The sequence below is a fragment of the Streptomyces zingiberis genome (assembly GCF_012034935.1).
GTDB lineage: Bacteria > Actinomycetota > Actinomycetes > Streptomycetales > Streptomycetaceae > Streptomyces > Streptomyces zingiberis.
Genome location: NZ_JAATEN010000021.1, coordinates 80,343 through 104,152, shown reverse-complemented (window position 1 = coordinate 104,152; position 23,810 = coordinate 80,343). Strand labels below are relative to the sequence as shown.

22 protein-coding genes and 2 pseudogenes are annotated in these 23,810 nt (G+C 72.0%); 9 read left to right on the top strand and 15 right to left on the bottom strand.

Annotation, left to right across the window (positions count from 1 at the left end):
* Window positions 1-35: 35 nt before the first annotated feature.
* The 4 genes from HCK00_RS22170 to HCK00_RS22155 are packed head-to-tail and all read right to left on the bottom strand — an operon-like array spanning window position 36 to window position 3,341.
* Window positions 36-1,241, bottom strand: coding sequence for an NAD(P)/FAD-dependent oxidoreductase (locus HCK00_RS22170; RefSeq protein WP_168103780.1), 1,206 nt, complete (start codon window positions 1,239-1,241; stop codon window positions 36-38).
* Entirely contained in the window at window positions 1,238-1,438 is a 201-nt protein-coding gene (locus tag HCK00_RS22165) for a ferredoxin (RefSeq protein ID WP_168103779.1), read from the bottom strand. Before HCK00_RS22165 ends, HCK00_RS22170 begins: the two co-directional genes overlap by 4 nt.
* Before the next feature lie 44 nt (window positions 1,439-1,482).
* The gene (locus tag HCK00_RS22160; RefSeq protein WP_168103778.1) at window positions 1,483-2,136 is read right to left on the bottom strand and encodes a TetR/AcrR family transcriptional regulator; all 654 of its coding nucleotides are present in this window, start codon (window positions 2,134-2,136) and stop codon (window positions 1,483-1,485) included.
* Complete coding sequence (locus HCK00_RS22155) at window positions 2,130-3,341, bottom strand: cytochrome P450 (RefSeq protein WP_168103807.1); 1,212 nt, start codon at window positions 3,339-3,341, stop codon at window positions 2,130-2,132. The genes HCK00_RS22160 and HCK00_RS22155 overlap by 7 nt, the downstream gene beginning before the upstream one ends.
* A gap of 375 nt (window positions 3,342-3,716) precedes the next feature.
* Here HCK00_RS22155 and HCK00_RS28770 point away from each other — a divergent pair.
* Together HCK00_RS28770 and HCK00_RS28765 are read left to right on the top strand one after the other, a co-directional pair.
* Window positions 3,717-4,199, top strand: a pseudogene (locus HCK00_RS28770) (alpha/beta hydrolase domain-containing protein); the annotation flags it as partial.
* Between the two features lie 16 nt (window positions 4,200-4,215).
* Window positions 4,216-4,698 carry an aldo/keto reductase gene (locus HCK00_RS28765; protein ID WP_375781995.1) on the top strand — a complete coding sequence of 161 codons (483 nt, stop codon included), beginning with the start codon at window positions 4,216-4,218 and terminating at the stop codon, window positions 4,696-4,698.
* A 195-nt stretch (window positions 4,699-4,893) separates the two neighbouring features.
* On the opposite strand, the gene HCK00_RS22145 is transcribed toward HCK00_RS28765, so the two are convergent.
* Together HCK00_RS22145 and HCK00_RS22140 are read right to left on the bottom strand one after the other, a co-directional pair.
* The gene (locus tag HCK00_RS22145) at window positions 4,894-5,751 is read right to left on the bottom strand and encodes a helix-turn-helix transcriptional regulator (protein ID WP_206320725.1); all 858 of its coding nucleotides are present in this window, start codon (window positions 5,749-5,751) and stop codon (window positions 4,894-4,896) included.
* A 310-nt stretch (window positions 5,752-6,061) separates the two neighbouring features.
* Complete coding sequence (locus tag HCK00_RS22140; protein ID WP_168103777.1) at window positions 6,062-7,177, bottom strand: Kelch repeat-containing protein; 1,116 nt, start codon at window positions 7,175-7,177, stop codon at window positions 6,062-6,064.
* Window positions 7,178-7,243: 66 nt separating this feature from the next.
* Here HCK00_RS22140 and HCK00_RS22135 point away from each other — a divergent pair, with 66 nt between their 5' ends.
* Window positions 7,244-8,203: a LysR family transcriptional regulator gene (locus HCK00_RS22135; RefSeq protein WP_168103776.1), complete on the top strand. Its 960-nt coding sequence runs from the start codon at window positions 7,244-7,246 to the stop codon at window positions 8,201-8,203.
* Window positions 8,204-8,438: 235 nt separating this feature from the next.
* Window positions 8,439-8,858, top strand: coding sequence for a nuclear transport factor 2 family protein (locus HCK00_RS22130; protein ID WP_168103775.1), 420 nt, complete (start codon window positions 8,439-8,441; stop codon window positions 8,856-8,858).
* 202 nt (window positions 8,859-9,060) lie between these two features.
* Here HCK00_RS22130 and HCK00_RS22125 read toward each other — a convergent pair whose 3' ends face one another.
* From HCK00_RS22125 to HCK00_RS22100, 6 genes and pseudogenes are all read right to left on the bottom strand, one after another.
* Window positions 9,061-9,909 carry a helix-turn-helix transcriptional regulator gene (locus HCK00_RS22125; protein WP_168103774.1) on the bottom strand — a complete coding sequence of 283 codons (849 nt, stop codon included), beginning with the start codon at window positions 9,907-9,909 and terminating at the stop codon, window positions 9,061-9,063.
* A gap of 113 nt (window positions 9,910-10,022) precedes the next feature.
* Entirely contained in the window at window positions 10,023-12,284 is a 2,262-nt protein-coding gene (locus tag HCK00_RS22120) for a xanthine dehydrogenase family protein molybdopterin-binding subunit (RefSeq protein ID WP_168103773.1), read from the bottom strand.
* Window positions 12,285-12,294: 10 nt separating this feature from the next.
* Window positions 12,295-12,725: pseudogene (locus HCK00_RS22115) on the bottom strand (XdhC family protein); the annotation flags it as partial.
* Between the two features lie 34 nt (window positions 12,726-12,759).
* Window positions 12,760-13,737 (bottom strand): FAD binding domain-containing protein, encoded by a 978-nt coding sequence (locus HCK00_RS22110; RefSeq protein WP_168103772.1) that lies wholly within the window; start codon window positions 13,735-13,737, stop codon window positions 12,760-12,762.
* Window positions 13,737-14,360 carry a (2Fe-2S)-binding protein gene (locus tag HCK00_RS22105; RefSeq protein ID WP_168103771.1) on the bottom strand — a complete coding sequence of 208 codons (624 nt, stop codon included), beginning with the start codon at window positions 14,358-14,360 and terminating at the stop codon, window positions 13,737-13,739. Before HCK00_RS22105 ends, HCK00_RS22110 begins: the two co-directional genes overlap by 1 nt.
* Before the next feature lie 260 nt (window positions 14,361-14,620).
* The gene (locus tag HCK00_RS22100; RefSeq protein ID WP_168103770.1) at window positions 14,621-15,565 is read right to left on the bottom strand and encodes an SDR family oxidoreductase; all 945 of its coding nucleotides are present in this window, start codon (window positions 15,563-15,565) and stop codon (window positions 14,621-14,623) included.
* 409 nt (window positions 15,566-15,974) lie between these two features.
* Here HCK00_RS22100 and HCK00_RS22095 point away from each other — a divergent pair, with 409 nt between their 5' ends.
* Window positions 15,975-16,394, top strand: a complete 420-nt coding sequence (locus HCK00_RS22095; RefSeq protein WP_168103769.1) for a hypothetical protein — start codon at window positions 15,975-15,977, stop codon at window positions 16,392-16,394.
* Between the two features lie 118 nt (window positions 16,395-16,512).
* Here the strand turns inward: HCK00_RS22095 and HCK00_RS22090 are convergent, their stop codons facing one another.
* Window positions 16,513-17,340 (bottom strand): endonuclease I family protein, encoded by an 828-nt coding sequence (locus HCK00_RS22090; protein ID WP_168103768.1) that lies wholly within the window; start codon window positions 17,338-17,340, stop codon window positions 16,513-16,515.
* Between the two features lie 519 nt (window positions 17,341-17,859).
* Between HCK00_RS22090 and HCK00_RS22085 the strand changes: the two genes are divergently transcribed.
* Window positions 17,860-18,231 (top strand): hypothetical protein, encoded by a 372-nt coding sequence (locus HCK00_RS22085; protein WP_168103767.1) that lies wholly within the window; start codon window positions 17,860-17,862, stop codon window positions 18,229-18,231.
* A 48-nt stretch (window positions 18,232-18,279) separates the two neighbouring features.
* Here the strand turns inward: HCK00_RS22085 and HCK00_RS22080 are convergent, their stop codons facing one another.
* Window positions 18,280-19,419 (bottom strand): PucR family transcriptional regulator, encoded by a 1,140-nt coding sequence (locus HCK00_RS22080; RefSeq protein ID WP_168103766.1) that lies wholly within the window; start codon window positions 19,417-19,419, stop codon window positions 18,280-18,282.
* A gap of 86 nt (window positions 19,420-19,505) precedes the next feature.
* Here HCK00_RS22080 and HCK00_RS22075 point away from each other — a divergent pair, with 86 nt between their 5' ends.
* The 3 genes from HCK00_RS22075 (at window position 19,506) to HCK00_RS28535 (ending at window position 22,228) form a co-directional block, all read left to right on the top strand.
* Window positions 19,506-20,561: a ferredoxin reductase gene (locus tag HCK00_RS22075; RefSeq protein WP_168103765.1), complete on the top strand. Its 1,056-nt coding sequence runs from the start codon at window positions 19,506-19,508 to the stop codon at window positions 20,559-20,561.
* A 7-nt stretch (window positions 20,562-20,568) separates the two neighbouring features.
* Window positions 20,569-21,687 (top strand): fatty acid desaturase family protein, encoded by a 1,119-nt coding sequence (locus HCK00_RS22070; RefSeq protein ID WP_168103764.1) that lies wholly within the window; start codon window positions 20,569-20,571, stop codon window positions 21,685-21,687.
* A 217-nt stretch (window positions 21,688-21,904) separates the two neighbouring features.
* A complete protein-coding gene (locus tag HCK00_RS28535; RefSeq protein WP_206320724.1) occupies window positions 21,905-22,228 on the top strand; it encodes a helix-turn-helix domain-containing protein in 324 nt (107 codons plus the stop codon).
* 205 nt (window positions 22,229-22,433) lie between these two features.
* Here HCK00_RS28535 and HCK00_RS22060 read toward each other — a convergent pair whose 3' ends face one another.
* A complete protein-coding gene (locus HCK00_RS22060) occupies window positions 22,434-23,474 on the bottom strand; it encodes a methyltransferase (protein ID WP_168103805.1) in 1,041 nt (346 codons plus the stop codon).
* Window positions 23,475-23,810 lie beyond the last annotated feature (336 nt).

Here is a 23,810-nt window from a genome sequence, read left to right as displayed (position 1 = left end):
CGGACGATCCTCCCGGGCGCGGCAGGGGGCTGGTGTCACCGCATGGCGGTAGCAGGTTCGGGGTGGGGTGCGGAGGTGTACAGGGGCAGGAGGGACTGGCGCTGCAGGCGGGCGTGCTTGGGCATGTTCCAGCCAAGGACCGCCACGGGACGGCCCGCCTCCTCATAGCGGGCGACGAACCGGCCCTCCTGAACGTCGCCTTCGGCGATGTGCACCGTGGCGGTGGGGGTGGGCAGCCCGTAAACCTGGATCCTGACGCCGAGTTGGTCGGTCCAGAAGTAGGGGACGGGGGTGTAGGCGCGGCTCTCCCCCAGGATGTTCGCCGCGACGGTCTGCGCCTGCTCGGTGGCGTTGGTGCGGTTCTCCAGTCGCAGTGAGCGGCCAAGGGCCTGGTGGTGGAATCGGGCCACGTCCCCGGCGGCGTAGACGCCCTCGGCGGCACGGCAGTGGGAGTCGCACACGACGCCGTCCTCCAGGGCCAGCCCACTGCCGGCCAGCCAGTCGGTCGCGGGGACGCCGCCGACCGCCTCGACGACGAGGCCGGCCGGAAGGATCTCGCCCCCGGCGGTGCGGACGCCGGTGATACGCCCTTGGGAGCTCGTGACTTCCTGGACCAGGGTGTGCGGGCGCAGCCGTACCCCGTGCCCGATATGCAAGGCGGCGAGCCGTTCGGCGATGTCTGCGCCCAGCTGCATCTCCATCGGGGCTGCCTGCGGTCCGGTGAGCGTCACGTCCTGGCCCGTTTCGCGGGCTGTCGCGGCGATCTCGGCGCCGAGCACCCCGTCCCCGATGACCACGGTCTGCTCGGCCCGCAGCAGCTCCTCGCGGAGCCGGACCGCGTCGTCCAGGGTCCGCAGGACGTAAACGCCCCCGGTGCCGGACAGCCCCGGAAGGCGGCGTGGGTGGAGTCCGGTGGCCAGGACGACGGCCTGCGCGCCCAGCTCCCGTCCACTCGCAGTCCGCACGGTGCGCGCCGCCACGTCGAGGGACACAGCCCGCTCGCCGAAGACGAACCGCGTTTCCAGCGCCTCCAGGACGGCGGGCGCGCGCAGGTGCGTGCGCTCGGCGTCCCAGCTTCCGGCCAGAACCTGCTTGGACAGCGGGGGCCGGTCATAGGGTGCACCGGATTCCTCACCGAGCAGGGTGATCCGGCCGCGGTAGCCCTTGCGGCGCAGACTCTCCACGACGGCGAGTCCGGCGGCGCTCGCGCCGACGACCAAGACGTCCGACGGCACGCTCACGCGTCCTCGCTGACGACGATGGCTGCGGCGGGGCATACGCTGGCCGACTCGCGGACCACGTCGTACTGGTCGGCCGGGGGCGTGGCGTCGAGGAGGCTGACGATGCCGTCGTCGTCGCGCTGGTCGAACACTTCCGGTGCGATCAGCACGCACTGGCCGGCGCCGCAGCACTTCTCCTCGTCAACGGTGATCTTCACAGCGAGGTCTCCTTTGTCGTGTCGGGTCTGTTGCGGGTGGTCGTTCAGCGGCGGAAGGTGGGCGCGGTGAGAAGGCCCACCAGCGCGTCCTCCAGCGCGTCGGCGGTGCGTTCCCAGGACGCGCCGGGTTGGCTGGTGCCTTCGGCCAGAGCGCGTTCCCGTTCCGCGCAGGTATGAGTGATCAGATGGCGGGCCATCTCGCCGCGTTCGCGCCGCACGCCGTCGGGAACAGTGCCGCGCAGGCACCGGCCGAGCCCCCGGAGGGTGTGGCGCAGGCTGTCACGGGTGAGGGACTCATCGGTCACCAGGGCTCGCATCAGTGGGTCGGTCATCACCTGCACTGCGAACCTGGCCTGCCAGGAAGGCGTCCCCAGCGTGCTCAGATGTTCCGGAATCGGCCGCACCAGGCAGCGCACCCAGTCCCGTACCTCTTCACTGTCCCCCACCGCTTCCACGTGCCGCTGGCGGAGGGCGTCGATGAGCAGGCCGTGCTTGGTCATGATGGCGCGCACGAGTGAGGTCTTGGTGCCGAAGTGGTAACTGACAGCGGTGTTGTTGCCCTGACCGGCGGCTTCGCCGATCTGCCGGTTCGAGACGTTGGACAGGCCGTGTTCGGCGTAGAGCCGCTCGGCCGCCACCATGATCGCCTCACGGGTACCGGCGCCGCGGTCGGCACGGGACTGGGTTCCGTTCACCATGTCACCAGCACCTCCTGCAACGGGGTGGTCAGCATGCCTTCGTGGCGCCGCAGCTCCTGGGCGTCCGAAGCGAGCCGGAGATCCGGCAGACGGCGCAGCAGGACTCCGAGGACGGCTTGCAGCTCGGTGCGCGCCAGCGGCTGCCCCAGGCATGAGTGGGCTCCGGCGCCGAAGGTGAGGTGCGGATTGGGGCTACGCCCCACGTCCAACCTCGCCGGGTCGCCCCAGGCGCGCTCGTCGCGGTTGGCGGAGGCCATGCTGCACACCACCGTCGTGCCGCGAGCCACTGTGCCGCCGGAGAGTTCGACATCCTCGTGGGCGTACCGCAGCATCCCGAAGCCGCTGCCGTTCGGGTCGAAGCGCAGCACCTCCTCGACCGCGGAGCGGATCAGCGCGGGGTTCTCGACCAGCTGCTGCCAGCGGGTGCGGTCGGACAGCAGATGAGCCGCCATCATGGAGATGAACCCGGCTGTGGTCTCGTGCCCGGCCAGCAGGAGGGCCTGCCCGGTCGCGACCAGTCCCGCCTCCGACATCGGCTCGCCCTCGCTGTCCGCTCCGGCCATCAGCTGGCTGAGCAGGTCCTCTCCGGGAGCTTCCCGCTTGGCCGCGATGAGCCGCGACATGTAGGAGGCGAAGTTGCGGTGCGCCGCGTTGGTCTCCTCCTTCGTGTACTTCGTCATGTTGAGGAAGGTGTCCGACCATGCCTTGAACAGCTCCGTGTCCTCCTCGGGGACGCCAAGCATGGTGCAGATGACGTAGACCGGCAGCGGGAAGGCCAGATGGCTGACCAGGTCGGCCGGGGAGCCGTGTTCGACCATCGCGTCCACGAGACGGTCGGCGGCCTCCTCCATCCGCGGTTTGAGAGAGGCCATCCGTTTCGCGGTGAACCACTTGCCCACCATCCGGCGCCAGCGCTCATGTCCCTCGGCGTTCAGCGTCCTGGCCATCGGGCTGTTGAAGATGTCCTCGGCGTCGCCCGCCGTAATCCGCGCGGCGTCGGGCCGGGCCAGTCCCTCCCGCGTGAACCTGGGGTCCGACAGCACCAGCCGTACGTCCTCATACCGGGTCAACAGCACCGCCGCGTCCCCGCTCGGGAACGTCACCCCCGCGACCGGGCACTTCTGCCGCAACTCCGCCCACTCCGCTGGCGGCTCCAGGACCGCCGCAGACGGAATCGGGTAGCTCATCGGCTCCGTCTCGCGCATCTCGCTCACGCCTGCCTCCTTGAGGGTGCTACTCGGCGTTACCTGCAGGCCCAGTCAATCCGGGATCACCCAATAAGTCAATCGACTGACTTAATCACATGGCGGGACCGGCCGGAAGCACCCGGTCCTCGACAGGCTGTTGCCGCACGTCTCGGGCGCCGGCCGGCTCGGCGCCGTGCGCTTCACCAACCTGACGGTTCCCTGCGGCCAGCAGTACGAGGACCACCTCAGACCGGCCGACACCTTCCCCTTCGCCTACGCCGAGTCGGTCGACCACCCCACCGTCGAGCGGGACGCGATCATGAAGCGCGCGAGCGATCCCGATGTGCTGCACCCCCGACCCCGACGGAGTATTTGCAACGCAGGGGATCGCTGGTGCACACGACCACGGACGGCCGGGCCTCTGGGCTTCCCACCCGACGCACGGGGCTGTCTGTGGTCGTCGAGCCAGCACGTGGCCGATCCGATGGGGCCCTCCGACGAAGGGGATCTGCAACCACCTGCGGAACGTGGTCGCCGCCTCCGCTCTTCCGCGCGGTCCTGGACGCCCTCGACGCGTGGGTGAGCGAAGGCGTGGAGCCGCCTCCCAGTGCTGTGCCGACGATCGCCGACGGCTCCCTGGTGACGATGGACGCCTGGTCATGTCGGTTCCCCGCCGTGCCGTCCGCCCTGCTGCCCTACGAACCCAACGCACGCCAAGCCGTGGACCGTTCGGCCGTTCCGCCCGTCGCCGACCGCACCCGCGGGTACACGGTAATGGCCCCGGCCGTCGACGCCGACGGCAACGAAACCGCCGGCGTACGCGCTCCGACGGTGACCGTGCCACTCGGCACCCACACCGGATGGAACACCCGAGCTCCCGGCCAAGGGCACGGTGCACTGCACGAGTTCAGCGGCTCCACCTGGCCCGCCGCCGCGCGCCGCCGAGAAGTTCTTCGGCAGGGTGCTCCGCAGAGACCTCGCACCCTGCCGGGACGAACTCGTCCTATCGACCGAGGCCGGCAACCCGCTCGGTCCGAGTCCCTACCTCAAGGGCGGCTCCCGCAAGTCACTGCCGGCCTCGCTCGACCACAGTCTGCGCGATCTCGGCACCGATGACGCCGACATCTTCTACAGCCACAGCCCCGACCTCTCCACTCCCATCACCAAGACCGCGACGGGCCGGGCAGGGAGTTGTGGGGCGACCGAGTGCGCGTGGTCGCTCCCTCGTGGCACACGCCGGCCGGCGAGGGCGGGAGGCGGCTGCGGAACGACAGAGGCGAAGCTGCCGGCGCACGGTGCTGTCCGACGCGCTGAGCTGGTGCGAGGGCGAGCGGGCCGTAACGGTACGCCGTGTCCGGAGGACGTTCCGGTATGAGCGGCCGGCCGGGGTCCTGCTGCCGCGTCGGTGCTGGTCCGCAGGCGGCTCAACTGCTACCCCGCGTGTGCGTACCGGGCGACGGCCGCCAGGCCGTCTCCCCGGCGGTTTCGGTACGGGCGGCCCGGGTCGGGGCGTCCGCGGAGGCCAGGACCGGGGCCCGCCCGGCGCGGCCGTCAGGGCGGCCGCGGCGGCCTACGCCGTCTGTGCTCCTTGCCCCCGTGGTGATCCTATGACCGAGAGCAACTGCAACCGTTCGTAGCTCTCACTGCCGGGAATGGCCGTGTAGACCAGGAGCCCGTGGGACTGATGCGGATCGAGCAGGGTCTGGCAGGTGAGTTCCAGCAGGCCGACCTCGGGGTGGACGAAGCGTTTCGCCTCCTTGGGGCGAATGCCGACCTCATGGTTGTTCCACGCCTGCCTGAACTCTTCACTCCGGGCGATCAGCAGGCCGGCGTAGTGCGCGGCGCGTGATGCGGGGCCCCGCATCGTCGCCACCCCGCGCAGTTGCGAGGCGAACATCCGCGTGAGGAACGCGTGGTCTTCGGGGGCGTAGAGCTGCCGGGCGGCGGGGTCGGTGAACCATCGGTAGCCGAGGCTGCGAGCCGGGCCGCTGTAGGTGGTCAGGTCCCCGGTGAGCGCGACGGCGAGCGGGGTCTGCCGCAGTGTCTCCCCCAGTTCGGTGACGATCTCCGCGGGGGTGTCGTGCAGGCGGTCGAGGATGCGCAGCAGGCCGGGGCTGATGTGCTCGCTGTCCGCGCCGCGTAAGGGCGGGGTGTGCCCGGCCAGCCGGAACAGGTGATCGCGCTCGTCGAGGGAGAGGTGAAGCCCCTGTGCGATGGAGGCGATCATCTGCTCGGACGGCCGGGGACCGCGTTCCTGCTCCAGCCGCGTGTAGTAATCGGTCGAGATGTGGCACAGGACGGCCACTTCTTCCCGTCGCAGGCCGATGGTCCTGCGGCGGGATCCGCGCGGCAGGCCGACGTCCTCGGGTTGCAGCGACTCCCGGCGGCGGCGGAGGAACTCCGCCATCCCGGACCGGTCGATCACCATGCACCAACACCTCTTCCACCGGCGTAACTCCTCGGGTGTTCCTTCCTATCGCGGGCCGGTCTCCGTATCCACGGATCACCGATCCCCCCTTCCCGGCACCGGGACGCCACGGTGACGGCGCCGAGGATCATCGGCCCGCGGGGCCGGGCGGGCCGGCCGAGCAGCGCGGCTCGGCCCACCCGCCCCCGCTGGAGCACCGGTACGGCGCGGGAACGCGGGATCCGCTGCCCCCGGGCCTCCCGGCCGCCGCCGCGGACGGCTCCCGCGGAGGCGAGGCAGACCACGTCGAGCCCCCGGGCCCCGCTCCGGGTCATGGCCGGCTCCCCTGCCCGCGCCCGTGACCGTGCCCGTTGGGGCGGTAGGCGTCGTTGGTGGCGACCGGCGCCCCGCCCGCGGCGGTGCCACCGCCCGGGATGTGGACGGTGTCGCCGACGGTCGCCGCGGCGGTGCCGTGGCGCGGCACCGGCATGGGAGCCAGACGCTGCCAGCGGTCGCGGGCGGTGTCGTAGACCTCGGCCTCGTCGAAAATACTGTTGGATCCCGGGGCCGGGTTGCCCTCACCCCCGAAGGTGTAGATCTTCCCGCCGACCGCGGACGCGGCGAGGCCACCCCGTGCGGTCGGCATCGGAGCGCGTTCGGCCCACCGGCCGGTGCGCAGGTCCAGTGCGTACACGGTGTCGCGGACATTGACCTGCCCCCGGTCACGTCCGCCCAGGACGTAGAACGTGGAGCCGACGACCGCGCCGCCGACGTGGTCGCGGGCCTGCGGCAGCGGGGCCAGGTCGCGCCACCGTCCGCTGTCCACGTCGTACGCCGACACGGTGTCCACCGTGTCCTGCAGACCGCCGGGCCCCGGGGTCAGCGTCCGCATGCCGCCGGCGAGGTGGACCGTCCGGCCCTTCACCCCCATCGCGGCGCTGCCGCGCACCATCTCCCGTGGCACCGGGGGCAGCGAGGACCACCGGTCCCTCTTCGGGTCGTAGACGAAGCTCGCCCCGGTTGCCTCCCACGAAGCGCCGCCCGTCAGCCCGCCCAGGACGTAGATCCTGCCGTCCACGGCCGCCACGTTCGGATGGTTCATCGGCACGGGCAGCGGCGCCGCCTCCGACCAGCGGCGGGTGCGGGTGTCGAAGACCTCGACCCGGTCGACCGTGGTGACGCCGCCCGCCTCGGGGACGATGCCGCCCAGCACATAGATCTTCTCGCCGAGCGCGGCCACGCTGTGCTCCTGCCGCGGGCCGCCCTCGATCCCGGGCAGCTCGTGCCACCCGCGGCCGTAGTGCGGATCGGCCGGGAGGGGCCCCTCGCCGGCCGCCGGCGGGTGGCCTTCATGTGCGTGCGCGGGCACCGCCGCACCGCCCGCCGTCATCGCCGCGGCGAGAGCCAAGGACACCATCGCCGTGCGTGTTCTCCGATTCGACTTCATACCCGGGACCCTGCCACCGGCCGCACATATCAGTCCAATGCATAGTTGACATGCCACACTATACGGATGACGCATATCGAGCGCCTTGATCTCAACCTGCTCGTCCCCCTCATGGCCTTGCTGGAGGAACGGAACGTCTCCCGCGCCGCCCGGCGTGTGCATCTGAGCCAGCCCGCGATGAGCCGTACACTGCGCCGCCTGCGGGAGACATTCGACGACGACCTGCTGGTCCGGAGCCCCTCGGGATACCGGCGGACACCGTGTGCCGAACGGTTGCAGCAGCAACTCGCGGTGCTGCTGCCGCAGATCGCGGACCTCTTCACCCGCGAGGACTTCTCCCCGGGGACCGCCGCCGAGACCTTCCGGCTGACGGGCACCGACTACGCCGCGTCCGTGATCGGCGAGGAACTGTTCCGGACCGTCATGCAGCTCTCACCCCAGTCCCGGCTGCACTACCGGCCCTGGCACGAGGGTGTTTTCGACGACCTCCAGCGCGGCGCGATGGACCTGGCGTTCTTCGGCTCCGAACCGCCGGCCTCCCTGCGCGCCGAGCCGCTGTTCACCGAGGAATTCGTCTGCGTCAGGGACCGTGAGCACGCGCCGGCCGGCCATGCCCCGCTCGACCTCGCCGATTATCTGCGCGCCGTCCACGTCGTGGTCGACATCTCCCACGGCATGCAGGGAATCGTCGACGCGAGCCTGCGCCGGGCAGGCGTGGAACGCACCGTCGGTCTCACGGTCCCCTACCACTACGCGGCCCTCCAGGCCGTCGCCCGGACGCCACTCGTCGCCACCCTGCCGAGAAGGCTGCTGGACGCCGGTGGAGCGGGACCCTCCGGAACCTTTCACGTCGTGCCCGCCCCCGCGGCCATCGACCGCATGACCTATCTGATGCTCTGGCATCCCCGCCTGGACAACGACCCCGCACACCGCTGGCTGCGGCAGATGACCCGGGCGGCGGCAGGCGGCTCCGCCCCGGGGACCGGGCCGCCCCACCGGACAGGAGACGCTCCCGACGCCCGCTGAGGCTCACGGACGCGGCCGCGGGCAGTGGGGGTACGCGTCAGCCGGGCCCGTGAACCGCCCGCCGCGCGCATGTCACGCAGGTGACGGGCGCCCCCGCGCGTGCGGGGGTGTGCCGCACCCAGGGAGAACACGGCCTCCTCCGACAGCCGCGGCGTCCGTAGGTTGCGTGTGCCGGGTTTCTCGTCATCAGGACGGAAGTCTCCAGCACGACAACCACTGCTACAGGGAGCAACAGATGCGGTACACCCCTCAGGAGGAATCCAACCTGGAAGCCGTCAAGGCTGCTCTGGCCGCGGGGGCGGAGGATTTCACGCGGTTCTTCACCGAGATCTTCACCGAGTCCACGACCTGGACGATCGCCGGCCACGGACCGGTCGCCGGTGAGTACGGCGGCCTCCAAGACCTGCACGACAACGCGGAGAAGGCGCTCTTCGACCGGCTCGACGGGCCTCTGGCGATCACGCCGCGAGGCCTGTGGGCCGACGGCGACGACGTCATCGTCCGCATCGACAGCACGGGCCGTGCCCGCGACGGCGAACCGTACAACAACGGATATCTCTACGTCCTGACCATGAAGGACGGCAAGGTCGTCTCCGGCATCGAGTGGCTCGACCTGCACGCCTACTACGACATCGTCGAGCGGGTCACGGTCTGAACGAACCCGAGCCGCCCGGCTCGGAGGAGGAACGGATCACAGCGGGCCGCCCAGGTCATACGGCCCGTTGTGGTCGCCGGGGCGGCGGGCCCGGGACCGTGGCGGGCGGAGCCGGTCCACATCCACGCCGGTGCGCGGGTGCCGGTCGCGGGAATCCCCCATGCCGCGGAGAGCGGGAGCCGAGCAGTCGGCGCAAGCGCGATCAAGGCATGGGCGCCTCGGCGTCAGGGCTCAGGCTGCCGAGCAGCCGCAACGACTCCTCCGTCGTACTTCCTGGTGGCGCATCACAGACGAGGAGGTGCAGGCCCTGCGCCGCTGGGACGATGAAGTCGTGGTACTCGAGCGTGAGCTGCCCGACGGCAGGATGCAGAATCCTCTTGGTCTTGTGGCTCTTGCCGATGACGACATGCGCGTCCCACATCTCCGCGAAGTCCGCGTCGGCGTCGGCGAGGCCGTCGACAAGGTCCTGGATTCCGGCGCGTACCGACGCCTTGCCCCACGCCTGGCGGAGTGCGCCCACGGTCGCCCGCGCCACACGCTCCCACTCGACGTAGAAAACCCTCGCGAAGGGGTCGAGGAACATCATCCGGGCGAAGTTGTCCGTACGCGAGAAGCCCTGGTGAAGCATCCGGCCGAGGGAGTTCGCCGCGAGGATCTCCTGCCCCTCGTCGTAGACGAACGCGGGGTTCATCGGCCAGCGGTCGAGAAGCGCCTGGATCTCGGGTGATACGTCCGCGCCCAGTGGCGCTCGCTGCTGCGCCGCGTCCGCACCGGCCAGCCGGTGAAGATGGAGACGCTCGTCCTCGCTCAGCCGGAACACGCGGCACAAGGCGCTGAGCAGCTGCGGCGAAGGACTCGCTTCACGGCCCTGCTCAAGGCGCGTGTAGTAGTCGACGCTCACTCCGGCGAAGGTCGCGACTTCCTCGCGCCGCAATCCGGTGACGCGCCGCCGTCCGCGTGCCAGGCCCAAGGACTCCGGTTCGATCGCTTCGCGGCGCCGGCGCAGATAGACACCGAGTTCGGTCCTCACACGCCGAGGGGTACCAGCCATGGAGCAACGGTAACCAGGGCCGCCAGGCGCAGCGTTCACGGACCGGCGGCTCACGGACCGGCGGCACCGGCTCCATGGCCGGCCCCTTCAGGGCACCTCGCCCGGGTAGCCGATCACAGGTGCTCGATCAGCTTGTCGGGGGTGATGGGCACGTCGCGCACCCGGATCCCGGTGGCGTGGTGGACGGCGTTCCCGATCGCGGCCGCCGAGCCCACCGTGCCGATCTCCCCCAGGCCGCGGGCGCCGAGGCTCCTCGTCCCGACGTCCTCGCCGCCGTCGCCCAGCGGCCCGGTGAGGACGGGGTCGGGCCGGCCGAGCAGGTGCACGTCGATGTCGGGGACGTCGGCGTTCACGGGCACGAGGTAGTCGGCGAGGGTGCTGGAGGCCAGGCGCCCCGTGCCGGGCTCCAGCGGGTTCTCCTCCAGCAGGGCGTGCCCGATGCCGAAGATGACGCCGCCGACGAGCTGGCTCCGGGCGGCCCGGGCGTTGATGACGCGGCCGACGTCCGCGACCGTGGTGAACCGGGTGACGTGGGTCTCGCCGGTGAACCGGTTGACCCGCACCTCGCAGAAGTGGGCGCCGAAGCTGTGGTGCACATACCCCGGGTCGGCCTCGCCGGGTGACTCGGCGAGCGTGGTGACGTCCGGTGAGCCGATGGCGGTGAGCAGGCTGCCGAAGCTCATCGAGCGGCCGTGGCCGTGCAGGATGCCGCGCTCGTAGCGCAGGTCTCCGGCGCTCGCGCCGTGCCACGGCGACCTGTCGTCGGTGACGGCCAGCCGCTTGAGCTCGCCGATCGCGTCGCGGGCGGCGTTCACGACCAGCGGCACGGTGGCGTGCGTGGCGCTGGAGCCGACGGCGGGCGCGCCCTGCGGCAGCAGGCTGTCGCCGATCTCGGACGTCACCCGGGCCGGCGGGATCCCCAGGGCGTCGGCGCCGGAGATCGCCACCATGGTCGCCCCGCCGGTGCCGAGGTCCGAGATGCCGGTCGAGACGACGGCGGTCCCGTCGTCGAGCAGCCGGACGCGCACGCTCGCGGCCCGGCGGTGCGCCGGGTAGATGGCGGTGGCCATGCCGGTGCCGTACAGCCACTGCCCCTCGGCGCGGGAGCGGGGCGTGGCGCTCCGGGCCGACCAGCCGAACCGCCGCGCGCCGACGCGGTAGCACTCCTCGAGGTGCTTGCTCGACCAGGGCAGGCCCGTGGACGGGCTGGTGGCGGCGTAGTTGCGCAGCCTCAGCTCCACCGGGTCGACGCCGGTGGCGACGGCCAGCTCGTCCATCGCCGTCTCCAGGGCGAAGGACCCGGGGGCCTCGTTGGGACCGCGCATCGCCCGGCTCCCGGGGATGTCGAGGACGGCCAGCTCCGCGTCGACGTGCAGGTTCGGCGTGCGGTAGAGCGCGTCCGTGGTGGCGTGGGCCGGAGTCATGGGGAAGGCGACGGTCGTCGGGCGCTCGGAGACGCTCCGGTGGCTGACGGCGTTGAGGACGCCGTCGCGGGAGGCGCCCAGCCGGACGGTCTGCGTGAGCTGGGGCCGGTGGCCGGTGAGGGTGAACATCTGCTCGCGGGTGAGGACGAGCCGGACCGGGCGGCCGATCTCCCGGGCCGCGGCGGCGGCGAGCGGGGTGTCGCTCCACAGGATGACGCGGGCGCCGAAGCCGCCGCCCACGTACTTCGTGATCAGCCGGACGTTCTGGGGCCGGACGCCGAGCCGCTGGGCCGTCCCGAGGGCGTATGCCGCGGGGATCTGCGCGCCGGCGTGGACGGTGACCCGGTCGCCTTCCCAGACGGCGAGAACGGCGTGGGGCTCCATCCCCACGTGGTGCTGCATGTGCTGGTGGCACTCGGTCTCCACGACGACGTCGCCGGCGGCGAGCGCGGCGTCGATCGAGCCGACGCCGGGCGCCAGGACGGTGAGGCTGCTCGGTGCCCCGCTGATGGTGGGGCCGGCCGGCACGCGGGGCTCGTCCGCGATCGAGGTGCGCGGTGACCGGACGTCATAGGTCGCGGTGACCCTCGCGGCGGCGTCGCGTGCCTGCTCGGGACTCTCCGCGACGACCATTGCGATGGCCTGGCCGTGGAAGCGGACCTCCGCGTCGTGCAGGGGGACGTAGTTCTCCACGAAGCCGGCGAGCGGGCCGGTGATGGGGTGCAGGTCCAGGCGGGGGTCCGGCGCGGCGTACACACGCAGGACACCGGGTGAGGCCAGCGCGGCCGCCGTGTCGATCGCGGTGACGGTGCCTCGCGCGATGGTGCTGGTGACGAGGTGCGCGTGCGCGAGGCCGGCGGCGCGGTAGTCACCGGAGTACTCGGCCGCGCCGGTGACTTTCAGCCTGCCGTCGACGCGCTCGGTCTCGCGTCCGACCGGGGAACGGGACATGGTGAATCCTTCAGCTGCTGGATGCGAGTGCGCCGGTCGACGGGGCACTGTGGTGGATGGGGACCCCGGTGCTCAGGGGTGCCCCCGAGCCGCCGTGGCGGTGGGCGACGATCTCCGCGGCGATCGACAGCGCGGTCTCCCGCGGGGTACGGGCCCCGGGGCCGAGGCCGAGGGCAGAGCGCCGGCGGTCGCGTTCGCCGCTGGTGAGACCGGCGTCGCGGAGCCGGTCCCGGCGTTCCTCGTGGGTGCGGCGGGAGCCCATGGCCCCACGCACGCGACCGGCATGCGCAGCGCGGCGGTCAGGAGCGGCAGGTCGAAGGTGGGGCCGTGGGTGAGCACGCACACGACGGTGCGCCGGTCGAGCGGCCCGGCCTCGGCCTGGGACCCGGGATGGCGGTGCGGCCACTCGACGACGGCCTCCGCGTCCGGGAATCGGACGCGACGGTGTCAGGCCGGAGCGGGCCACGCCGGCCGCTCACCGGTCCTCGCTCAGCTCGGTCAGCGCCCGTACCAGGGTGCGGCGCAGCAGCGCGGGCTTGAACCGGTTGTGCTCACGTGGCCGGGCTCCGTCCGCGGCACCGGCGACGGCGTCCTCGAACGTCGCGGAGGTGGCGGGCCGGCCCGCCAGGGCGCGTTCGACGGCCGTCAGCCGCCACGGCCTGGTCCCCACCCCGCCGGCGGCGATCCGGGCGTTCACGATGGTGCGCCCGCGCAGCTGGAGGGCGACGGCGGCGGAGGCGAGCGCGAACTCGTACGACCGCCGGTCGCGGATCTTCACGTACAGGGAGTGCGCCGCCCAGGGCGAGCGGGGCACGGTGATCCCGGTGACGAGTTCGTCCGGCCGCAGCACGTTCTCGACCTCGGGGGTGGCACCGGGGAGGGTGTAGAACGTGCCCAGGGGCACGGTGCGCGTGCCGCGTGCCGAGGCCAGGTGCACGGCGGTGCTCAGCGCCACCAGCGGGACGGCGAGGTCGCTGGGGTGGGTGGCGATGCACGCGTCGCTGGTACCCAGTACGGCGTGGCCGCGGTTGATCCCTTCCAGGGCCGAGCATCCGCTGCCCGGCTCACGCTTGTTGCACGGGGTCGTGACGTCGCGGAAGTAGCCGCACCGCGTGCGCTGGAGCAGGTTGCCGCCGATGCTCGCCATGTTGCGCAGCTGGGCCGAGGCACTCAGCTCCAGCGCCTGGGCGACCATCGGGTAGTGCTCGCGCACGGCGGGCGCGGCGGCCACGTCGCTCATCCGTGCGAGCGCGCCGATGTGCAGACCCTTGTGGTCCAGGGTGATGCCGTCCAGGGGCAGCCGGTTGATGTCCACGACACGGCCGGGTGACATGACCTCGAGCTTCATGAGGTCCACCAGGGTGGTGCCGCCGGCCAGGAACGCGGTGCCCGGCCCGGCGTCCCGCACGGCCTCGCGGACCGACCCCGCCCGGGCGTAGATGTAGGGCCGCATCAGCGCATCACCTGCTGCGCGTCCCGGATGGCGTCGACGATGCGGGGGTAGGCGCCGCACCGGCAGATGTTGCCCGACATGCGCTCACGTATCTCCTCGTCCGAGCGGGCGGGGCCTTCGCCGTCGACCATGGCGACCGCGGACATGATCTGCCCCGGCGTGCAGAAGCCGCACTGCAGACCGTCGTGGTGGGCGAAGGCCTCCTGCATGGGGTGCAGCCGGTCGCCGTCGGCCAGTCCCTCGATCGTGGTGATCTGGTGGCCGCTCACCGTGGCGGCCAGCGTGAGGCACGACAGCACACGCCGGCCGTCGATGTGCACGGTGCAGGCACCGCACTGTCCCCGGTCGCAGCCCTTCTTGGTGCCCTTGAGGTCGAGCCGCTCGCGGAGCGTGTCCAGGAGCGTGGCCCGCGGGTCCAGCCGCAGGGTGACCGGCTCGCCGTTGACGGCGGCCCGTACCGTCACCGGCGTCACGCCGTCGGCGGTGGCCGCCGGGGCGGCTTCCGCCGTCCCGGCCTGTCCGGTCAGCAGCGGCGCCACGGTGGCGGCGGCCAGGCTCCCCCCGACAAAGTTCCGCCGGGACACACCCGAAGGGGCGCCTCCCGGATCGTTCTCTCCGCTCATCACGTTTCTCCTGGCTGGTCGCACGTTCGGGCAGGGGAAAGCCGGCACGGCGCCGCATCCGTCCGTGGGACCTCCGGGGCCGGCGCTGCTCCAAGGCTGGCCCCCGGGAGCAGGCTCATCCAGGCCCTGCCGATCCCAGGGTGAGACCGGCCGACGGGGCCGGAGCGGGTATCGATCCGGGTCCGGCGCATGACGCGGGGCCGGCCGTAGGTGACGCGCCACGGCGGCCCGCTGCCGGCACGCGCTGCCCGGCATCCGGGTCAGCTGCCGGGGAAGCGCACGTGCGTCAGTTCCTCGGAGACCTGCCAGATGCGCGTGGCCTCCTGGGCGCTGCGCAGGGGGCGGTAGAGCGTCTGCTGCCCGGGGGCCCCGCCGAGGCCGCCGGGGCCCTGCGGCCCGTAGAACAGCTCGCCCCCGGCGTCCGGCGAGGTGGCGGCGTACAGGGCGGGCAGCATCGCGGTCCGCGGCGTCCCGAGAAGGAGACCGCGCCGGGAGAGCGCATTGATCACGCGATAGGCCGCGGTGTCGCTGCTGCGCCCAACCTCCGGGCGCGCGGCGAGCAGGCTGGTCGGCGCGACACCGGGATGCGAGACATTGCTCGTGATGCCCCAGCCGGACGCACGGCTGCGCCGGTCGAGTTCGAGCCCGAACAGGCCGAACGCGATCTTCGACTGCCGGTAGGCCTTCATGCCGTCATAGGAGCGTTCCCAGTTCAGGTCGTCCCAGTTGATGGCACCGCGGCGCGCGGCGACACTGCTCTGCGAGGTCACCCGCGCGCCACCGGCCCGCAGCAGGGGCAGCACCTGGGCGACGAGGGCGAAGTGGCCGAGGTGATTGGTGCCGAACTGAAGCTCGAAGCCGTCGGCGGTCGTCTGCCGGTCGGGCGGAGTCATGACGCCGGCGTTGTTGATGAGGAAGTGGATCGGCAGCCCCTCGTCCGTCAGCGTCCTGCCGAGCGCGGCGACCGAACTCAGCGAGGACAGATCGAGTTCACGCAGCGACACCTTCGCGGTGGGGGTCGCCTGACGGATCCTCGCGATGGCCGCCTCGCCCTTGCGCTGGTTACGGACGGGCATGACGACCTCGGCGCCGGCGGCGGCCAGCCGTGTCGCCAGCTGGACCCCCATGCCGTCACTCGCTCCGGTGACGACGGCGCGCCGGCCGGACAGGTCGGGGGTGGCGATGTCGATAGGCCTGCGTGGCATGTTCACTCCTGGAAGCCGCGTCGTGGAACTCCACCGTCGCAAGAAGCGGCACCGGCATTCAGGGCCGCTCGATCCACGGACCGGCGAGCCCAGGCTGCGTGTCGTAGGCCCGGGGCCGGAGAAATCTTCCTGCGGGATTGCCCTGGTGTTGGCGGCGCCGCCTGGCCCCCCACGGGGAGATCCTCACCGACGAGCGGAAGGAAGCCGCCACGTTTTCCGGCGGCGGGCGGACATCTGGAGACCGGGGCATGCGGTCCCGGTGGTGAGAAGTGACCGGGCAGGAGGGCAATGCGGCGACCGGAACCGTCGTCGTGCCGCTGCCGCCAGATCTCCCGTAGGCGTCGCACGGCGGGCCCGCAGTCGGCAGGATGGGCCTGTTGTCGGGCGAGGGCGAGCGGCGGGGGGAGACATGGCGGAGGATCGGCAGAACGCCTCGGTGTGGCTGGGGGCGGCCGCCTCGGCCCTGGCCGTGCTCGCCTTCTTCGGGGTGACCACCTACGACGAGCTGGTGGCGGAGATCGACCCGGACTCCGCCTCCCGGGAAGCCTGCACGGATGCCTACGAGGCGCGCCAGGAGTACGGAGACGATCTCGCGGTGCTGGGCCTGGTGGAGGCCTGGCGCGTCTACGGCCGGAAGATGTCCGCGATCGCGGAGAGGACCGGGGACGGGAGATTGACGGAGTTGTTCCGCGTCGACGGCGAGGCATCCGTGGAAACCGCGGACGCGATGCAGCGCCTGGAGTCCTCCACGTCGGACGCGCCTGCGCGCGCCAAGGCGGCCAAGGACGCCTGGCACAGCGTCTGCGTCAAGCTGCTGAAGGACGGCTGAGCCGGGGCCGGGGCGGCGATACCGGCCAGGAGGGGAACGGCACCGGCCGGCGGCCACAGCGGGGCCGGTCCCGTGCCCGCCGGGGCCGCGGCGCCCGGGCGGGCACGGCGCAAGGCGGTTACTTCCAGATCTCGGTGACCCATTCGGGGTGGTCGATGAAGGGGTTCCGGTTCTTCTGGATCTGCTCGATCTTGTCGTTACGATTCTTCTCGAAGCTGTCCGGCGGGTCCTGCTGGTGCCACTGCTGGAGGACCGACAGTCGTCCCATCTTCGGGGCGGAGCCGTTGTCGACCTGGTCGTTGGGTTCGAGGTCGGGGAAGCCGTCGGTGCCCTCGTAGCGGACCGCCATGTAGAGGATCATGCGGGCGACATCGCCCTTGACCTCGTCGCGCGGCTCGAAGGAGTCACGGTCGGCGAAGTTTCCCGGGGCTCCCTGGACCGGGTCGCCGCCGTTGTCGAAGTCCAGGTTGTCGCGGGCGGAGTTGACCGCGACGTCCGCCGGCCGGAGGTGGTGGATGTCGGTGCCGGGGCCGGTCGCGGTGCCGAAGCCGCCGTGCGACTTGGCCCAGACGTGCTCCCTGTTCCACTCTCCCGATCCACCACCGTTGGTGTCCTTCGCCTGGGAACGGCCGGAGTAGAGCAATATGACGTTGGACGGGTTGTCCGGGTCCTCGTCGGTCTCCTTGAGCGCGTCCCACACCTGGGCGTAGGAGAGCTTGGTCTGGTCGCTGATGATCGTGTGCAGGGCTGCCTTCAGCTCCTGGCCGCTCTTGCCGAGCGCTTCCTGGTAGTAGGCGTCGTCCACCGGCGCGGCCGGGGCTCCGGCGGCGGGCTCGCGGGGCGGGGTGTGGGTGGCGAAGGCCGCCGACGGCACGGCGACCGCGGCGGCCGCGGCGAGGGCCAGAACGGGGCGGCGCCAGGGGCGGTGCTGACGATGAGCGGGCATGGTGAGGGGTGTCCTCTCGCTCACAGCCGGACCGTGCGCGCCCTGTGGAGCCCGGCGGTCGGCCGGCCTCCGGGGTGCGGTGCCCGGCGCGGTGGATCACGGCGGATGGATCAACGCCTCGGAGCGTGCCACGGTGCGGCCGTTCGTGAGTGACCGGCCCGGGTGCATTCTGTGTCGAACACGTGAACGCCCGGCCTCCTCGGCCTGCCCCACTTTCGCCCGGAAACCAGGGAAAAGGCCCTCCTCCGGGGAACTGCGGGACAGCCTGCCGTCCGGTTCCGGGCGAGGCAGTGGGCCACGGTCACCGGGGACTGCCGATGGCGGCGGCCGGAGCGGTCGCCGTAGGCCGGCAGACGCAGCTCACCCCCGCCGGCTCGACGGGTGAACGGACCTCGGGGGACAGCGGCCATGCCCTGCCCCCTGCCTCGCCGCTGCCCTGCTTGACGCGCCAAGCCGCACACGGTCCACAGCCGGACCGTGCCGCGTCCGGCGGCCGGGCGGCGGCCTACGCTTTCCCGTGTGCCGCATCAACCTCAGAACGGACGTGCCCCCCTGCCGGACCGGATCGGGCCCTCGGGCGAGGAGCAGGCGGCCGCGGTCGCCGACGCCGCCTGCGCCCTGGTGGACACCACCACACCGCTGCACTGGTCCCCGGCCGCCACCGACGACGTCATCGACACCCTGGTCCTCCTCGCCGGAGCCCTACGTGAGCGCGGTCTGTGGCTGACCCCCCGCCAGACCCGCGTGCTGGAAGGTTTGGCCGCCCTCTCCGCGCCCCCGGCTCCGGAGCAGACGGACCGCCCCGGGCGCGAGCCGCTGACGCCGCCCGCACGGGGCCGGCGCGGCCGGCGCGGCCTCGGACCCGGCTGGACCGGCATCCGCGGCCGATGAGCACCGAGCGGCGGTGAGCGGCAACGCGGGACCGGGTGGAGGTACGCGTCAGCCGCCCCGCAGACCGACCGCCAGCGTCAGTTCCAGGACCCGGTGTGGCGACGCGAGATCCGGGAACAGCTCCCGCAGCTGCGACATCCGGTACCGGACCGTCTGGGGATGGACGAACAGCGCCGCCGCCACCTCCTCCCGCCGGCCCTGGTGCAGCAGCCACGCCCGCAGCGTCTCCTCCAGCCGCTGCGCGGTCGCGGCCGGCACGGCCCGCAACGGCGCCAGGGCCCGGGCACGCAGATCCGCGAACGCGTCCGCGTCGGCGCTCAGGACCAGCTCGGGCAGGTGGTCCTCGGTGTCGCGGATGCCGGCGGAGAGAGAGCGCGCGCGTACGGCTCGTGCGTACGAGGCGGACGCACGCGTCCACGGCCGGGCCGGGCCCACCACGGCGGCGCGGTCGGTCAGCTGCCGCAGCAGATGCGGCCGGTCGGCGTCGGGGACCAGCAGCACACCGGTGGCGTCCGGCAGGTCGTCGAGGACGAGGGTGCTCGAGTCGAGCGTGCGGTAGGCGGGCCGGGCCTGGGCGGCGGGCAGCAGGACCGCGGTCAGCGAAGCCGGCGGCTGCCACCCGGCCCGCTGGGCGGAGGCCACCAGCGTCTCCGGGCCGGCACCGGCGAGGAGGTCGCGGGCCAGGTGTTCCAGGTGGCGCTCGTGGGCCCGGCCCCGGGCGGCCAGTTCGTCGGCGTGTCCCGCGGCGCTCGCGGCGGAGAGCTCGTCGATGTAGGCGAAGGTCAGCTCGGCGAACTTGGCGACCTCGGCGGCGGGCAGACCCGCGGGTACCGCACCCGCCGCCAGGCATCGCCAGGCCACGCGGGCGCCGACGCGGTAGGCGCTGAGCAGGGCGTCCATCGAACGGCCGTCGCGCACCTCACCACGGCCCAGCTCGTAGGCCGCGTCCCCGGCGTCGCCGCCCGTGGCGTTCCCGCTCGCGAGGTCCAGGTAGTGCCCCAGGGCGGTGCGGACGGCCCGGCGGATGGTGGCGCCCATATGGCCCGAGAGGGCGTTGGCGTAGGGAGGGACCTCATCGATGATCGCGCGGACGACCTCGTCAGCGGTGGTCTTCAGCGCGGCCCGAAGCGCGGTGACCGTCGTCTCGTCCAGGGCCAGTTCGCCGGCCCTCCGGATTGCATGACTCATGTTTTTGTTCCCTGCGAACAATTCGGCCGACCAGATTTACGTCCTGCGGTCAGGACTTTACGCCCTGCGCGCAGCAAGCTGGAGCCATGACGAGTACAGCCCTGCGCAGCAGGGCGTGGAAGCTGCTGGAGATGGTCACGACGCCGCTGCTGCCGTCGGACTACCTGGACATGGTCAGCCCACTGCGTGCGGGAGCCGACCTGCGGGGGCGCATCGAGGCCGTGCACCCCGAGACCGGTGACGCCGCCACGGTCGTGATCAGGCCGGGACGGGGCTGGCGCGGCCACCGGGCCGGCCAGTACGTGCGGGTCGGGGTCGACGTCGACGGGGTGCGCCTGTGGCGTGCCTACTCCATCACCTCCCCGACCAGCCGCCGGGACGGCCGCGTCACGATCACCGTGAAGGCGATCCCGGACGGCAAGGTCAGCAACCACCTGGTCCGCAGCGTGAAACCGGGGACGCTGATCCAGCTCGACCAGGCGACCGGGGACTTCGTCCTGCCGCGGGCCAAGCCCGCCAAGGTGCTCTACCTGACGGCCGGCAGCGGCATCACGCCCGTGATGGGCATGCTGCGCGACACCGAGTTCGACGACGTCGTCATGGTCCACTCCGCGCCCCGGCCGCAGGACGTGATCTTCCGCAGCGAACTGCACCGCCTGGTCACGGACACGAAGCTGCGGCTCACCGAGGTGCACACCGACACGGACGGCATGCTCGACATCACCCGTCTCGACGAACTCGTGCCCGACTGGGCCGAGCGCGAGACCTGGGCCTGCGGGCCCGCGGGCCTGCTCGACGCCGCCGAGGAACACTGGACCGCGCACGGCGTGGCGGAGCGCCTGCACACCGAACGCTTCCGCCCCACCGTCGTCGTCACCGGCGACGGCGGCGAGGTCAGGTTCAGCACCACCGGCAAGACCGTCGACGCGGGCGGCGCCACGCCGCTGCTGGACGTCGGCGAGGAGGCCGGCGTGCTCATGCCCTCCGGGTGCCGCATGGGCATCTGCTACGGCTGCGTCACGCCGCTCACGGCGGGCGCCGTCCGTGACCTGCGCACCGGCGAGATCACCGAGGCCGGGCCGGGCGTCCTCATCCAGACCTGCGTGTCCGCCGCCGCGGGCCCCTGTGACATCGAACGGTAGGAGCGCTTTGACCGCCATCGACCCCACCGCCCACCTGACCGCGGAGCAGATCGAGGAGCTCGGACGCGAGCTGGACGCGATCCGCGACGAAGTGATCGCCAGCCGTGGCGAGAAGGACGCCGCCTACATCCGCAAGGTCATCTCGGTGCAGCGCAAGCTCGAGCTGGCCAGCAGGGGCGTGCTGCTGTTCTCGTTCTTCCCGCCCGCGTGGCTGATCGGCACCGCCGGCCTGTCCGTGGCGAAGATCATGGACAACATGGAGATCGGCCACAACATCCTGCACGGTCAGTGGGACTGGATGCGGGACCCGAAGATCCACTCCAGCACCTGGGACTGGGACCACGTCTCGCCGGCCGATCAGTGGAAGCACTCGCACAACGAGCTGCACCACACGTACACCAACGTGATCGGCAAGGACAACGACCTCGGCTACGGCATCATGCGCGTCGACGAGGACCAGCGGTGGCGCCCGTTCCACCTCGGCCAGCCGATGTGGAACTTCATCAACGCCTGCTTCTTCGAGTACGGCATCGCGGCGTACGACCTGGAGCTCGGCAAGAACCTGCACAAGCGCCGCCGCAAGAACCCGGAGTTCCGCGCGCGGGCCAGGGCCGTGGGCCGCAAGATCCGCAAGCAGGTTCTCAAGGACTACGTGATCCACCCGCTGCTGTCGGGCCCCTCGTTCCTCACCACACTCGCCGCCACGTTCACCGCGAACCTGGTCCGCAACCTCTGGACCCACTCGGTGATCATGTGCGGGCACTTCCCCGAGGGGGTGCAGGTCTTCGAGCGCCGGTCGATCAGGGGCGAGACGCGCGGTCAGTGGTACCTGCGCCAGATGATGGGCTCGGCGAACATCAGCGGCGGCAAGGCCATGCACTTCATGACCGGCAACCTGTCGCACCAGATCGAGCACCACCTCTTCCCGGACCTGCCCAGCAACCGGTACGCCGAGGTCTCGGTGAAGGTGCGCGCGCTGTTCGAGAAGTACGAGCTGGAGTACGTCACCGGGTCGCTGCCCAAGCAGGTGTTCTCCGCGTGGCACAAGGTCTTCCGCCTCTCGCTGCCGAACAAGAAGCCCAAGGCCAAGACCCCGGACCGTGAGCAGAAGCTCGTCGCGGCCTGATTCCGGGTACCGGTTCACAACTTTCCGCCGGCCCGGTGGTAACCGCCGGGCCGGCGGGATTCGTTGCGGTCGGTGAGCGACCGCGACGTCCGACCGGGCCCCGTACGGCAGGAGCGATGCCGGTCAGGCGCCCAAGGACAACCGCCGCAGGACCGCCAGGAAGAGGACCCCGCCCCGCGAGGAGCGACGCCGGGTTCGCCGACGGGGCCGTATCCGCTTGACCGCCGCTGACCTGGGGCGTTCGAGGGGCGGGCGGACCAGCAAGATTCGCCTGGCGGCTGACCGGCGCCGCCGTCCGGCGGCCGGGGTGGTCCGCGAGGTGATCGGGGCGCTCCGGGCCACGGTGGGTGAGCCGCCGCTGCCGGGGGCCGGGCACATCCCGGAGCTGATCGCCGCGCGGGATCACCTCGGCCTGACCACGGTCAAGACCCACGTGTCGGCGATCCTCGCCACGCTGGACCTCAACAACCGGGTGCAGGTGGCCCTGCTCGTGCAGGAGGCGGTGCTCGTGCAGGAGGCGGGGCTCGTTCCGCCGGAGTGACCGGGCCGGGTCCCCGCCTCGGGCGATGCCGGGCCGTCCGGGCCGCTCCGATCGCAGGTCACCGCGGCGGCGCACGAGGAGGAGCACCGGGCCGGTGACAGCCGGGGCCACGCGTGAACGCCGTGCCCCGGCCGGTGCCGCGGCCGCCGGAGGCCGCGGCACCGGCCGGGGCACCCGGGGGAAGGCGCGCGCCCTCCACGAGGTCTCAGACGGCGGTGAGCTCCATTCCGAACTGCCCGCCACCCACGGGGTACGTGGCGGAGCGGCGCCACCCCGAGGCCGCGAAGAGGGCGTCGAACTCGTCGATGTCCCGTTCCATGCCGTTGGTGAGGGCGAGCATCGCCATGTCCGCCCGGGTGACGATGTCAGGCTGTCCCATCTCGCCGACGAGCATCTCGACGACCAGCACCCGCCCGCCCTCGTGCACGGCGGACCGGCAGTTCCTCAGAATCGTGGCGCACTGGTCGTCGTCCCAATCGTGCAGGACCGTCTTCAGGAGGTAGAGGTCCGCGGGGGGAACCTCGGTGAAGAAGTCGCCCGTCGCGGTGGAGAAGCGGTCCGCCAGGCCGCGCTTCCCGGCCTCGCGGCGGGCGCCCTCGACGGCGTGGGGAAGATCGAGGACCTGCCCGTGCAGCCGGGGTTCGGCCTCCATCAGCCCCAGGACGAAATGGCCGTCCGCGCCGCCGACGTCAACCACGGTGGACACGCCGGCGGTGTCGAGCGCGGCCACGGCGCCCTGCGTCACCAGGGCGGACACATCCCCCATCGCCCGGGCGAAGAGCGCTGCCTCTTCGGCGTTCTCCGGATGCGTGTAGTACTCCCAGATCTCCGCTCCCAGCGCCTTCTTCACCTGGTTGCTCCCACGCCGCACCGCCTCGGGGAAGTGCGCCAGGGACGTCCAGTGCGCGTGCGCGGTCTGGACCAGAACCAGGGAGCGCAGGGAACCCGGCACGTCCGCCCGGAGCGCCCGGCCCGGCCCGGTGAGGGCGAAACGGTGGTCCCCCTCGTAGCTCAGGAGGCCGAGCGAGGAGGCGGCCCGCATCAGACGGTAGGTCGCCCGGGGATGGCTGCCCTCGCGCTCCGCCACCTCTTCGGCCGTCAGCGGGCCCTCCGCGAGGTGATCGGCGATGCGCAACTCGGCCAGCGCGCGCAGGGTCTGGGCCACGACACCGCCGGTGAGCAGTTCCATGACGGTGGCGGTGTCCGCCGCGGGATCGGCCGGTGCGCCGGCGGTGCCGGGCGTCATGTCGGTCACGGCAACCGACTCCTTTCACATTTCACAGGTCCGGGGCAGGCCGGAGGGGGTGGGGTGACAAAGGCGGGAGTCCCGGAACCACGGCGCGGCGGCGCCCCCGAGGGCGCCCGGTGTGGATCCGAGCCGCGTGCGCCGGCTGCGGACGCCACACGTCCCGGCCTCCGTTCCCCCGCCGGGATCAGCTTCTCCGTGCACCTTAGGAAGATCCGTACGGTGCGCGCTTGTATCTCCGTGCCACGCTGATGGAACATCAGCGTCGTGGGCGGACAGGCGAGTTACCTCGGCAGGCGATGAACGGCACGGGGAGCGGCGGACCGGGGGCAGCCG